General features: G+C 50.9%; 8 protein-coding genes. 7 read left to right on the top strand and 1 reads right to left on the bottom strand.

Annotated elements, in window-relative coordinates:
- The first annotated feature begins 916 nt into the window (after window positions 1-916).
- Window positions 917-1216, top strand: coding sequence for a 30S ribosomal protein S20 (gene rpsT / locus QUA97_RS26735; protein ID WP_194066590.1), 300 nt, complete (start codon window positions 917-919; stop codon window positions 1214-1216).
- Between the two features lie 296 nt (window positions 1217-1512).
- Window positions 1513-2319, top strand: a complete 807-nt coding sequence (locus tag QUA97_RS26730) for a TatD family hydrolase (protein WP_194066591.1) — start codon at window positions 1513-1515, stop codon at window positions 2317-2319.
- Between the two features lie 70 nt (window positions 2320-2389).
- On the opposite strand, the gene QUA97_RS26725 is transcribed toward QUA97_RS26730, so the two are convergent.
- The gene (locus tag QUA97_RS26725) at window positions 2390-2539 is read right to left on the bottom strand and encodes a hypothetical protein (protein ID WP_194066592.1); all 150 of its coding nucleotides are present in this window, start codon (window positions 2537-2539) and stop codon (window positions 2390-2392) included.
- A gap of 361 nt (window positions 2540-2900) precedes the next feature.
- Here QUA97_RS26725 and rpoB point away from each other — a divergent pair, with 361 nt between their 5' ends.
- From rpoB to QUA97_RS26700, 5 genes are all read left to right on the top strand, one after another.
- Window positions 2901-6284, top strand: coding sequence for a DNA-directed RNA polymerase subunit beta (rpoB, locus tag QUA97_RS26720; protein ID WP_194066593.1), 3384 nt, complete (start codon window positions 2901-2903; stop codon window positions 6282-6284).
- A gap of 256 nt (window positions 6285-6540) precedes the next feature.
- The gene (locus tag QUA97_RS26715) at window positions 6541-6735 is read left to right on the top strand and encodes an HNH endonuclease (RefSeq protein WP_228049822.1); all 195 of its coding nucleotides are present in this window, start codon (window positions 6541-6543) and stop codon (window positions 6733-6735) included.
- 42 nt (window positions 6736-6777) lie between these two features.
- Window positions 6778-7542, top strand: coding sequence for an HNH endonuclease (locus QUA97_RS26710; protein WP_333197255.1), 765 nt, complete (start codon window positions 6778-6780; stop codon window positions 7540-7542).
- A gap of 83 nt (window positions 7543-7625) precedes the next feature.
- Complete coding sequence (locus QUA97_RS26705) at window positions 7626-9500, top strand: DNA-directed RNA polymerase subunit gamma (protein ID WP_194066594.1); 1875 nt, start codon at window positions 7626-7628, stop codon at window positions 9498-9500.
- Window positions 9501-9850: 350 nt separating this feature from the next.
- Window positions 9851-13990 carry a DNA-directed RNA polymerase subunit beta'' gene (locus QUA97_RS26700; protein ID WP_194066595.1) on the top strand — a complete coding sequence of 1380 codons (4140 nt, stop codon included), beginning with the start codon at window positions 9851-9853 and terminating at the stop codon, window positions 13988-13990.
- The last annotated feature ends 287 nt before the right edge of the window (window positions 13991-14277 follow it).

Genomic DNA, 14277 nt, shown 5'->3' with positions numbered 1-14277 from the left:
AGACTACACCATTATTCTTGCCCAATCCGGGAAGGATGTCAATAGATGTCTAAGAATTTAGTTACAGTTTCTTCCCCATTGGACATCTTTGAGTTTTTGGGTTGGGTGACGAGAAATATAGAGAGAAACTGGTTTCTGAGATTTACGCGGGCGAGAAACCGGGTATTCTTGGAGTTTTTGGTTGGGTGACGAGAAATATAGAGAGAAACCCGGTTTCTGAAGATTTACTCTATATAGCCTTTCTCAAGCGTGGTGAGGTATGCCTTATGCCCTATGCCCACGGAAACCTATATCCACGGAGGCCTATGGCGCATAGTACCTCATACCAGAGCACAGAAAGGCTATAGTTTAATTTTGATTTTTCCGGGAATGGGATTTTAAGCAGAATAGATGCTATATTAGTTTTTCCAACACCCGATAGTTTTTTTATAGAAAAACGCCAAATTATTGTATAATTGAAAATTGCGTGTCAGAAACCGTGACTTTAACTCGTGACGGTCGATCGCCCGCAACTAGCCTCTGTAACACCTGTATCATACCTTTGGGTATCGTCAGGGATAAAAAATTGGCAGTTAAATGAGTCAATAAAAAATTATTGCGTCGCCCGAAAGTACCCACAGACTCATCTCGATCTGAGCTAGCGGTAGTGGCTGTCCGAACCGCCCAAAAACGGAAGCCCCCGACACTCGCCTAGTCGTGAGTCGTGGAGAACTCAAAATTTTAGACTTTGGTTCGAGATCCCAGGTTCACCTGCGGACTAAATCTAAAATTTTCAACCTCAAATCGACAGACTCAGCCTTTAAAAATCAAGCTTTTTGTGGCTCGCTCCCGAAAAGCTTGTCGCAAAATTCCCGTGTCTGGAGAAAATGTCCAGACGGGGATGTATCAATGAATACCTACTTCCAGCAACTGAACTATGGCAAATATTAAGTCCTCAGTCAAACGAATCAAAATCGCCGAGCGCAACCGCTTGTACAACAAGTCTTACAAGTCAGCCGTCAAAACTTTGATGAAGAAGTATTTTGTAGCCGTCGAAAAGTACGCCGCAACTCCGAGTCCTGAATTAATGCAAGAAGTTCAGCAGCGGATGTCTGAGGCCTACAGCAAAATTGACAAAGCTGTCAAAAAAGGCGTACTCCACCGCAACAACGGCGCTCGCAAAAAGTCCCGCTTGGCAAGAACCCTAAAGCCGCACGAAACACAAGCAGCATCCTAAGACAGAAGGAAGAAGGAAGAAGGAAGTTCGGCAACGAGCAATGTACGGGATGTAACGGATGTAACGGATGTAAGTCCGTCGGAAGAAGGAAAAGGGAAGAGGTCCGAGGGAAGAGGGAAGAAAGAGAATTTTTCCCACTTCCTCTCCCACTCTTCCACTCTCCCACTCTCCCACTCTCCCACTCTCCCCATCCCAACTCTCCCCATCTCCCACTCTCCCCATCTCCCACTCTCCCCATCCCAACTCTCCCGTCAACAACTCGGATGCTCTGGTATCAAATCTAATCTGCTTCCCCCATGCAGCTCATTGACACTCACGTTCATATCAACTTTGAGACTTACAAGTCTGAATTAGAAACTATTCGACAACGCTGGCGCGAAGCTGGTGTGGTTCGGCTAGTTCATTCTTGTGTGGAGCCTGCAGAGTTTGCCTCAATTCAAGCAATCGCCGATCAATTTCCAGAAGTCTCGTTTGCGGTGGGGCTTCACCCCCTAGATGCCGCCAAGTGGAAAGACGAAACTGCGAATCAGATTCGCTTCAAGGCAAGTTCTGACTCTAGGGTAGTGGCGATCGGCGAAACCGGACTCGACTTTTTTAAAGCTGACGATCGCGAACACCAGTTTAAAGTGTTTGAGGCACAGCTTGAAATCGCCAGGGAACTTGACAAACCAGTCATTATCCACTGTCGCGACGCTGCCGCCCCAATGGCCGAAATGCTGCGGAACTTTTGGGAAAAACGCGGCCCGGTGCGGGGAGTGATGCACTGCTGGGGAGGTACGCCCGAAGAAACCCAGTGGTTTTTAGACTTGGGTTTCTACATCAGTTTTAGCGGTACAGTAACCTTTAAAAAAGCCTTGCAAATACAAGAATCAGCTTGTATGGTAAATAGCGATCGCATCTTAGTTGAGACGGATTGCCCTTTTCTCGCCCCCGCACCCCAGCGGGGAAAACGCAACGAACCAGCTTACGTATACTACGTAGCCGAGCAAGTTGCGAAATTGAGAGGAGTTTCTCTTTTAACTTTGTCGCGGCAGACAACCGAAAATGCCTGTCAGCTATTCGGCCTTTCACTCGCTATAGAGCAAGGAAACGAGGAAAACTAATCGATTTAGAGGCAAGCCTTCGGGGTAAGGGGTAATCTCATCTATATTTTGTTTGCCCTAAAAACCGGATTCAGCCTCGATCAATTCCTTTGACGTTGGCGGCACGCGATCGAATTTGCGTCCTATAATAATAGAACCAGCCGATCGAGCTTTGGCTGACTATCCCCGCGATCGCAGCAGCCGGCGAACTGCAAGCAATCGGGCCAACACGCCGTCCCAACGCTCGCCAAAACTTCCAGCAAAAACTCTTTCCTTACACAGTAAAACTTACAACAGATCGGAATAAACTTAGAACCTCAGCAATTTGGCAATAGCTTTAGAGTCAATTTGAGGAGTCAAATGTATGGGAAATTTACCCTAAAACAGCCGAACATCGGTTCTAAAAACATCTCAATCAAGCGCAAATCCGCAGAAAGATAATGCGAGCAACCCGCAAAAATAACCGTTGCAACAGTCCGATCGCGATCGAAAATATCATATACATTCTCTCACACAATCCATCAAAAAAACACAACAAAGTAAAAACGCCAAGCCTTGGCGCAATGTAAAAAGCTAGAGCCACAGCGGAAAAAAGGACACCCATGATCACTAAAGATTACGCAGAATTCGCCTTCACCTTGCCCGACCTGATCGAAATCCAGCGGGCAAGTTTTCGCTGGTTCCTAGAAGCCGGACTGATCGAAGAACTCGATAGCTTTTCCCCGATCTCAGACTACACCGGCAAACTAGAACTCCACTTCATGGGCAAAGACTTCAAACTCAAGCGCCCGAAATACGACGTGGACGAAGCCAAGCGCCGGGACAGCACCTACTCGGTACAAATGTACGTACCAACCCGCCTGATCAACAAAGAAACAGGCGAAATTAAAGAACAAGAAGTCTTCATCGGCGACTTGCCATTGATGACAGAACGGGGAACCTTCATCATCAACGGTGCGGAACGAGTAATCGTCAACCAAATCGTCCGTTCCCCCGGCGTATACTACAAATCGGAAACCGACAAAAACGGCCGCCGCACCTACAACGCCAGTCTCATCCCCAACCGCGGCGCGTGGCTGAAATTCGAGACCGACAAAAACGACTTAGTTTGGGTCAGAATCGACAAAACCCGCAAACTATCGGCCCAAGTCCTCCTCAAAGCCCTAGGACTCACAGACGGGGAAATCTACGACAGTTTGCGCCACCCCGAATACTTCCAAAAAACCATCGAAAAAGAAGGACAGTTCGGCGAAGAAGAAGCTCTAATGGAGCTCTACCGCAAACTGCGACCGGGCGAACCCCCCACCGTAGCGGGAGGAGAACAGCTCCTCAATTCCCGCTTTTTCGACCCCAAACGCTACGATTTAGGCAAAGTCGGCCGCTACAAACTCAACAAAAAACTGCGGTTGACAGTCCCCGACACCGTGCGGGTGCTGACATCCCAAGATATCTTGACGGCGATCGACTATTTGATCAACCTCGAATTCGACATCGGCTCGACGGATGACATCGACCACTTAGGAAACCGTCGCGTCCGCAGCGTCGGCGAACTGCTGCAAAACCAAGTCAGAGTCGGACTCAACCGCCTAGAACGGATCATCCGCGAACGCATGACAGTCTCCGACGCAGACTCCCTCACCCCCGCCTCCCTAGTCAACCCCAAACCCCTGGTAGCAGCAATCAAGGAATTTTTCGGTTCCTCGCAGCTATCCCAGTTCATGGATCAAACCAATCCCCTCGCAGAACTGACCCACAAACGCCGGCTTTCCGCCCTCGGCCCGGGAGGTCTGACCCGCGAACGCGCAGGTTTCGCAGTGCGGGACATTCACCCGTCCCACTACGGCCGGATTTGCCCGATCGAAACACCAGAAGGCCCCAACGCCGGACTGATCGGTTCCCTAGCAACCCACGCCCGCGTCAACCCCTACGGCTTCATCGAAACACCATTCTACCCAGTAGAAAAAGGACAGGTGCTGCGGGACAAAGCCCCCATCTACATGACAGCCGATGAAGAAGACGACTTGCGCGTCGCCCCCGGAGACATCAGCCTCGACGAAAACAACAACCTCTTGGGCGAAACCGTAGCCGTCCGCTACCGCCAAGAATTCACCACCACCACCCCGATGCAGGTGGACTACATGGCGATTTCACCCGTACAAATCGTCTCCGTCGCCACCTCCCTGATCCCGTTCTTGGAACACGACGACGCCAACCGCGCTCTGATGGGGTCGAATATGCAGCGGCAAGCCGTGCCGCTGCTCAAACCCGAACGCCCCCTCGTCGGTACTGGTCTCGAAGCTCAGGCCGCCCGAGATTCCGGGATGGTGGTAGTTTCCCGGATTGACGGCGAAGTCATTTACATCGATGCGACCCGGATTATTGTCAAGCCCCTGGCTGCAGATGCCGAGTCTAATTCCAGCGAAGAACATTTCCTGATTCGCGAGTACGACGAACTCAAAGTCAGACAGCCTTCGGTTTGGAAGCAAAAATACGCTGGCTGCATCGAACACGAACTGCAAAAATACCAGCGATCTAACCAAGATACCTGCTTGAACCAGCGCCCCCTCATCTATGAGGGCGATCGTGTCGTAGCAGGTCAAGTCCTCGCCGACGGTTCCTCCACCGAAGGCGCAGAACTCGCCCTCGGTCAGAACATCCTCGTAGCCTATATGCCTTGGGAAGGATACAACTACGAAGACGCAATGCTCATCAGCGAGCGATTGGTCTACGAAGACGTATACACCAGCATCCACATCGAGAAATACGAAATCGAAGCCCGCCAAACCAAACTAGGCCCCGAAGAAATCACCCGCGAAATTCCCAACGTCGGCGAAGACGCCCTCCGCCAGCTAGACGAAGGAGGCATCATCCGCAAAGGCGCTTGGGTAGAATCTGGCGACATCCTAGTCGGCAAAGTCACCCCCAAAGGCGAATCCGACCAACCCCCCGAAGAAAAACTGCTCAGAGCAATCTTCGGTGAAAAAGCTCGCGACGTGCGCGACAACTCGCTGCGCGTTCCCAACGGAGAAAAAGGCCGCGTCGTAGATGTGCGCGTTTTTACCCGCGAACAAGGCGACGAACTGCCCCCGGGCGCTAACATGGTCGTCCGCGTCTACGTCGCCCAAAAGCGAAAAATTCAAGTCGGCGATAAAATGGCCGGCCGCCACGGCAACAAAGGCATCGTCTCCCGGATTCTGCCGAAGGAAGATATGCCCTACTTGCCCGATGGCACTCCGATTGACATCGTGCTCAACCCCTTGGGCGTACCGTCGCGGATGAACGTCGGTCAAATTTTCGAGTGCTTGCTAGGCTGGGCGGGCGAAAATCTGTCGATGCGGTTCAAGATGGTGCCGTTTGACGAAATGCACGGCGCTGAAAAGTCGCGGGAAACCGTTCACGGCAAGTTGGAGGAAGCGCGGGAAAAAACTGGCAAGCCTTGGGTGTTTAACGACAAACACCCAGGCAAGACTATAGTTTATGACGGCAGAACTGGGGAAGCGTTCGATCGCCCAGTCACAGTCGGCATCGCCTATATGCTCAAACTCGTCCACTTGGTAGACGACAAAATCCACGCCCGCAGCACAGGGCCTTACTCCTTGGTGACGCAGCAGCCTTTGGGCGGCAAAGCGCAGCAGGGCGGACAGCGGTTCGGGGAAATGGAAGTCTGGGCCTTGGAGGCCTTCGGCTGCGCTTACACCTTGCAGGAGTTGCTGACAGTCAAGTCGGACGATATGCAGGGCAGAAACGAGGCTTTAAACGCGATCGTCAAGGGTAAATCCATCCCGCGCCCCGGTACGCCGGAATCGTTCAAAGTGTTGATGCGGGAGTTGCAGTCTTTGTGTTTGGACATTGCCGTGCACAAAGTGAATACGAACGACGACGGCAGCGAGCACGTTGAGGTGGATTTGATGGCGGATGCTGGCGGGCGGCGATCGCCCTCCAGGCCTACTTACGAATCGCTTTCTCGCGACGAAGACGAAGATTAGGGATTTGAGATTTTTCGATTTTAAATTTTAGATTTTTTAGTAATATTTAATCTAAAATTTAAAATCGACAATCTCGAATAAAAATGCCTCAGCAGTGTTCGTACCACTACTGAGGCGAATCAACGCTCTAACAAGGAGATGCGCTGACATGATTATTTTAACAGTTATCCCCGGAATTGAAGGAGAATTCGATCGGGAGACAGGCTGTATTAACTGGTAAAGTAGTAAGTTTGGCAATGGTTACGGGCGTAAGTGGATGTCGGGCAAAACGGTATTAGTCCACCGATTAGTCCTCGAATCAAAAATAGCAGGATTCCTAGATTCCAGTTATTTTGCTTGCCACACCTGCGACAATCCAGGCTGCATCAACCCGGAACATCTCGTAGCGGGGTCTGCCGCTGAGAACACGGGACAGATGATGGGGCGCGATCCTCTTCGAGGGCTGCGCTAACGCAAAACTCCCAGACGCAAAAGTATTCCGGGAATTGATAACTTGTCGATCGTACAACTGCGAGAAATTCAGACTAAATATTTATCGGAAAAAGTCAAGAACCACCTAGCAAAAGAGTATGGGGTACAACATGAAACTATTACTAAGATCGTTCAGACAAATATTCCCGATAACTTCACCACAGTTTCTCCACATTTTTTAGGAGAAATTCAAGACAACGGCTGCATAATTTTTCAAGGCGGAAAATATTGTTCAGGCTATGGCAGATACTGGAAAAATGGGAATTTGAAATCAGTGACTCGTGCTGTTTTAGCAGAGAAATTAGGATATGAAGTTCCCACATATATGGATGCTTGTCATACCTGCGATACTCCCAGTTGTATAAATCCAGAACACCTCTGGGCTGGTACTCGTTCCCAAAATGCCTTAGATGCTTCAAAAAAAGGACGCACCCAAGGAAAAAGTCATCCCCTTTCCAATGCAAAATTAGACTGGGAAAAGGTGCGAGAAATCCGGCAAAAACTAGCAGCAGGAGAGAGAATGAAGGATCTAGCTGAAGCATACAGCGTAAATCCGATAACTATACACAATATTAAGTATCACCTGACATGGAAGGAAGAAGGCGAAGAGATTCCGATTCCTCCCATGGGTGGATATCTCGATCGCAAACTGACTTTTGATCGAGCACAGGATGTGCGAGAACGCATTAAAGCTGGAGAATCTCTTGCTAAGATTTTGCGCGAATTTGGAGTGTCAAAAAGTGTCATTTATGACATTAAAACTAATGCCACATATCAAGGAGTATGACATTGATTTAATCGCCAAACAATCAATCAAAACAGATAAATTACAGCAAATAATTTCAAGTAAATCATCGATTGGAGTCAAGAATGGCTAAGATAGAACAACGATTTGATTATGTAAAGATTGGGTTAGCTTCACCTGAAAGAATTCGACAATGGGGAGAGAGAACTTTACCCAACGGTCAGCTAACTGGCGAAGTCATAAAACCAGAAACCATAAATTACAGAACATTAAAGCCCGAAATGGACGGGTTGTTTTGTGAGCGAATTTTTGGGCCTGCAAAAGATTGGGAATGTCATTGTGGCAAGTACAAGAGAGTTCGTCATAGAGGCATTGTTTGCGAGAGATGCGGTGTTGAAGTAACCGAATCTCGCGTCCGTCGCCACCGCATGGGATTTATCAAATTAGCAGCTCCAGTCGCTCACGTTTGGTATCTCAAAGGTATCCCCAGTTACATGGCGATTCTGTTAGATATGCCGCTGCGAGATGTCGAACAAATTGTCTATTTCAATGCCTATGTTGTGTTGAATGCTGGCAATGCTGAAAAGCTGCAATACAAGCAATTGCTCACAGAAGATGCTTGGCTGGAAATAGAAGATGAACTTTACAGCGAAGATTCCACGCTGACCGGCGTAGAAGTAGGAATCGGTGCTGAAGCTTTGCAAGTTTTGCTGCAAAATATTCCGCTAGAAAGCGAAGCGGAAAAGCTGCGCGAAGATATTGCTAATGCTAAAGGTCAAAAACGAGCGAAGTTAATCAAACGTTTGCGGGTAATTGACAACTTTATCGCTACGGGTTCTCATCCCGATTGGATGGTGCTGTCGGTGATTCCGGTGATTCCCCCAGACTTGCGGCCGATGGTACAGCTAGACGGCGGGCGTTTTGCAACGAGCGACCTCAACGATCTTTATCGGAGAGTAATTAACCGTAACAACCGCTTGGCGAGACTGCAAGAAATCCTAGCGCCGGAAATTATCATCCGCAACGAAAAACGGATGCTGCAAGAAGCTGTGGATGCGCTGATTGACAACGGCCGCCGCGGCCGGACTGTCGTGGGCGCAAACAACCGCCCGCTGAAATCTCTGTCGGACATTATTGAAGGGAAACAAGGCCGCTTCCGGCAAAACTTGCTCGGGAAACGGGTTGACTATTCTGGACGTTCGGTGATTGTGGTGGGGCCGAAACTGAAAATTCATCAGTGCGGTTTACCGAGGGAAATGGCGATCGAACTTTTCCAGCCCTTCGTCATCCACCGCCTCATCCGCCAAGGATTGGTCAATAACATCAAAGCTGCCAAAAAATTGATTCAGCGCAGCGACCCAAGCATCTGGGAGGTGCTTCAAGAAGTGATTGAAGGACACCCAGTCATGCTGAACCGGGCCCCCACCCTGCACCGTTTGGGAATTCAAGCCTTCGAGCCCATTTTGGTAGACGGGAGGGCGATTCAGCTTCACCCGCTAGTTTGTCCGGCTTTTAACGCTGACTTTGACGGCGACCAAATGGCCGTGCACGTGCCCTTGTCTCTGGAATCTCAGGCGGAAGCCCGCTTGCTGATGCTGGCTTCTAATAACATTATGTCGCCCGCAACCGGAAGACCGATTGTCACTCCTTCGCAAGATATGGTGCTCGGTTGCTATTACTTGACAGCGGAAAATCGCGACGCTCAAAAAGGAGCAGGTCACTATTTCTCTAACCTCACCGATGCGGTTGTAGCCTACGAACAAGGAGTTGTTGACTTGCATTCCTACGTGTGGGTGAGATTTCAAGGCCGGATAGAAAATATAGAACCAGAAGGAGAACCGCTGAAACTAGAACGATCGACCGACGGTACGGTGACGAAAGAATTCAAGTTTCGCCGGATTCGAGAAGACAAAGAAGGCAACTTGCTCAATCAGTTTATTCGCACTACTCCCGGTCGAATTATCTATCACCAAACGATCGAATCGGTCATTAATAATTAGGAATTGGAAAATTGGGAAATAACAGCGGGTAATAGGCGATCGGTCAGTCTAGGAGCGAGAAACTAGGTTTCTAAGGGTTGGGTTATGTGACCAAAAATATTCTCACCAAACCCGGTTTCACTCCCACGACCGATGACCCATGTCCCAGAAGCGAGAAACGAGGTTTCTAAGGGTTGGGTTATGTGACCAAAAATATTCTCAGAAACCCGGTTTCTGAACTGATGACCGATGAGTGATGCGCCAGGAGCGAGAAACCGGGTTTCTACAGGTTGGGCTTGGTGAGGAGAAATATTCTCAGAAACCCGGTTTCTAAACTGATGACTGACGAGTAAATTACTAACAGCAAACAAATGACTGAATACAAAGAAAATAAAGAAATTGTTTTTCGCAACCGAGTTGTTGACAAAGGTCAGCTCAAAAAATTAATCTCTTGGTCGTTCATGGAATACGGAACTGCCCGCACCGCGCAAATGGCAGACAAACTCAAGGACTTGGGTTTTCGCTTTGCTACGCGCGCCGGAGTTTCCATCAGCGTAGACGACTTGCAAGTACCACCAATCAAACGACAACTGCTGGATGCAGCCGAAGAAGAAATCCGCATCACCGAACAGCGGTACACCAGAGGCGAAATCACCGAAGTCGAACGCTTCCAAAAAGTAATCGACACTTGGAACAGCACCTCAGAAGACCTCAAAGACGAAGTAGTCAAAAACTTCCGAGCCACGGATCCCCTCAACTCGGTCTACATGATGGCCTTCTCCGGTGCCCGGGGAAATATCTCCCAAGTGCGGCAGCTTGTCGGAATGCGCGGATTGATGGCAGACCCCCAGGGAGAAATCATCGACTTGCCAATTAAAACCAACTTCCGAGAAGGCCTCACTGTCACGGAATACATTATTTCTTCCTACGGAGCGCGCAAAGGACTGGTCGATACGGCCCTCCGCACCGCCGACTCCGGCTACCTGACGCGCCGCCTGGTAGACGTGTCCCAAGACGTAATCGTCCGGGAAGTAGATTGTGGCACCCAACGCGGGATTCGAGTCCGGCCGATGACCGACGGAGCTACGGTGCTGATACCCCTGAAAGACAGGCTGCTGGGCCGCGTGTTTGCAAAAGACGTGGTGCACCCCAAAACCAAAGAAATCGTAAGGTTTGGCAACATCCTGGCAGTCCGCAACCAGCCAATTAGTGAGGAGCTGGCAGAGGCGGTAGGGGCTTCAGGAGTTGGCGAGGTGTATTTGCGATCGCCCCTAACCTGCGAAGCCACCCGTTCCGTCTGTCAGTGCTGCTACGGCTGGAGCCTCGCCCACCTGAAAATGGTAGACATGGGAGAAGCGATCGGGATTATTGCCGCCCAGTCGATCGGCGAACCCGGAACCCAGCTCACCATGCGTACTTTCCACACCGGAGGCGTGTTCACTGGAGAAGTCGCCAAACAAGAACGGGCACCATTTCCCGGCGTGGCAAAGTTTAAAAACTTGCGAACCCGTTCCTTCCGCACTTCTCACGGAGAAGAAGCCCTGATCGCCGAAAACGGCGGCAAGCTCGTATTCGAGGGCGACGGCTTCGAGGAAGGCAAATCGGGAGCCAAAAATCAGAAACTAAAGATTGAACTGGCGATCGCCCAAGGTTCCACGCTCATGGTCAAAGACGGACAGCGCGCCATCCAAGGTCAAATATTAGCCCAAGTGCCGATCGTCGGACGCGCAGCCCGCAAAACCACCGAAAAAGTCACCACAGACGTAGCCTCAGACTTAGCCGGCGAAGCCAAATTTGCCGACATCGTACCCGAAGAAAAAACCGACCGCCAAGGTAACACCACCCGCACCGCCAGCCGGGGCGGACTGATTTGGATACTTTCTGGAGAAGTCTACAACCTCCCTCCCGGCGCGGAACCGGCAGTCAAAAACGGCTCCCGAATTCCCGAAAACAGCGTCATCGCCGAAACCAAACTCGTCTCCGAACACGGGGGCGTAGTCCGCATCGCCGACGAGCGAGAAATTGAAATCATCACCGCCCAAGTATTGCTCGACCAAGCCGTCGTCCGAGCCGAAAGCACCGGCGGCCGAGAATATTACACGATCGAAACAACTTCCAACCAGCGGTTCTCGCTCAAAACAACTCCCGGAAGCAAAGTCATCAACGGCGAAGTCGTAGCCGAACTGCTCGACGACACCTACCGCACCGCCACCGGAGGCATTGTCAAATACGCGGGAGTCGAAGTTCAAAAACGCGGCAAAGCCAAACAAGGACTCGAAGTCATCAAGGGCGGCACCCTGCTGTGGATACCGGAAGAATGCCACGAAGTCAACAAAGACATCTCTCTGTTGCTAGTCGAAGACGGCCAGTACGTCGAAGCCGGCACTGAAGTAGTCAAAGATATCTTCTGCCAAACCAGCGGTGCTGTAGAAGTGACGCAAAAAAATGACATTTTGCGGGAAATTGTCATCAAACCTGGAACCCTGCACGTCGTTGACCGCCCCCCACTTTCGGCAACCGAAGGTCAAATTGTCAACGCGGGTCAAGAAATCTTCCCCGGCTTGGTTGCTGAAGAACTCGCCTATGCCGAATACATCGAAACACCCGAAGGCCCAGCATTGCTGCTGCGGCCCGTCGTAGAGTTTCCTGTTCCCGACAAGCCGCCGGTGCCTTCCCAGACGGCGCTCAACGAGTCGATCGCCCTCAAAGCAGTCCAGCGCCTCCCCTACAAGGACGGAGAGCGCGTCAAATCAGTAGAAGGACTCGAACTCCTGCGGACTCAGCTCATCCTAGAAATCGGTTCAGGAGCTCCGCAACTGGCGGCAGATATCGAACTTTTGCCAGACCCAGAAGATGATACCGCCTTGTCGGACAACGATTATGACTTTAACTCAAGCGCCTCCGACTCCACCGCCCTCTCCCAAGAATTGGCGGTCGAAGGCGACGAAGCACCGCCGGTTTCCAAGACCTTCCGCCTGCAGTTAGTGATTTTAGAATCCCTCGTGGTTCGGCGCGACGTGTCGGCAGACCCCACCCAGGGAAGCACTCAGACGCGGCTGTTGGTGGAAGACGGACAGTCGATCGCTCCGGGCGCAGTAGTAGCCCGCACCGAAATTCTCTGCAAAGAAGCAGGGACGGTTCGGGGCATCCGCGAAGGACAAAACGAGCCGGTGCGCCGCCTCTTGGTCATGCGGGAAGCCGACTCGATTTCGATCGACCTCCCCGTCGCCCCAGATTTCAGTCCCGGTCAACTGCTAGTAGCCGGTACGGAAATCGCCCCCGGCACGTTTTTGGAAGAATCCGGCCAAGTGGTCAAGGTGGTACCCTCGAACGGCTCGGAACCTGCCAAAATGGTGCTCAGAATAGCTCGTCCTTACCGGGTTTCGGCCGGTGCAGTCCTCCACGTCGATGACGGTGACTTGGTGCAGCGGGGCGACAATTTGGTCATCCTGGTGTTCGAGCGGGCGAAAACAGGCGACATCATCCAGGGTTTGCCCCGGATTGAAGAACTCCTGGAAGGGCGCAAGCCGAAGGAAGCCTGCATTTTGGCCCATCGCCCGGGGACTGCCCGCGTATCCACGGAGGAAGATATGGTCGAACTGGCTGTAGTTGAAGATGACGGCCGCATCGAAGCATATCCTTTGCTACCGGGGCAGAATCCGATCGTCTCCGACGGACAGCGAGTAGGTGTGGCGGAAGCTCTGACTGACGGGCCCGCCAACCCCCACGAAATTCTCGAGGTTTTCTTCCAAGCTCTCAAGGAGCGCCAGTCCACCTTTGAAGCAGCTTTGGAAAGTTTCCAGCAGGTGCAAACCCTCTTGGTAAACGAGGTGCAATCTGTCTATCAATCCCAAGGAGTAGATATTTCTGACAAGCACATTGAGGTAATTGTGCGGCAGATGACCAACAAAGTCCGCGTAGAAGACGGCGGCGACACTACGATGCTACCGGGGGAGCTGGTAGAGCTGCGGCAGGTAGAGCAGGTGAACGAGGCAATGTCGATTACCGGCGGGGCTCCGGCAGATTACACTCCGGTGCTGCTGGGAATTACTAAGGCTTCGCTCAATACTGACAGTTTTATTTCTGCGGCTTCTTTCCAAGAAACCACCAGGGTGCTGACCGAAGCGGCGATCGAAGGCAAGTCCGACTGGCTCCGAGGCCTGAAGGAAAACGTGATCATCGGCCGCTTGATTCCCGCCGGTACTGGTTTCAATGCTTACGAAGATGCCAGCGTTCAGGATGCGGGTTTTGAAGGTGCCGTGTTTGATGACGATTTCCAAGATTTGCAGGAGGATGTGGTACTTGATGACCGTACTGCCCGCCGCAAATATACGATCGAAAGCAGTTTCGATACTGCGGTAGTTTCTGACCTTGAGCCTGATGAGGAGTTTGAGGAAATTGAGGTTGATGAGGATGATTTTGTCGGCTCAAGTGATGATGGTTCGTTAGAAGTTTTGGCTGACGATGAGGATGATGATATTGGTTTCGATTTTGATGAGGACGAGGATTAATACAGGACTTACTCGCGGGTGGTTAGAAACCGGGTTTTTTCGACAATTTTTCCCACTCGCTTACTGATTTGGTAAAAAACCCGGTTTCTTTAGCCTTAATCAATTTAGGGCTGTAATCTTAGTTATGAAATTGTCGCGCACGCCCGTAATACCGGGCGGCGCGGCATTTTTTTTCGGTTTCGGCACTGGTGTAAAAATATTAAGTTTGTTTCCTGACGGGGTGACAACCCCGTTAAAACATAGACTCAATCAAGGACATAGCTCTCATACCCTTCTGAAAAAATGGC

The organism is Microcoleus sp. CZ3-B2, assembly GCF_036705055.1.
Classification (GTDB): domain Bacteria; phylum Cyanobacteriota; class Cyanobacteriia; order Cyanobacteriales; family Microcoleaceae; genus Microcoleus.
The sequence above is the reverse complement of the archived record's forward strand: the minus strand, read 5'-3'. Positions and strand labels throughout refer to the sequence as shown.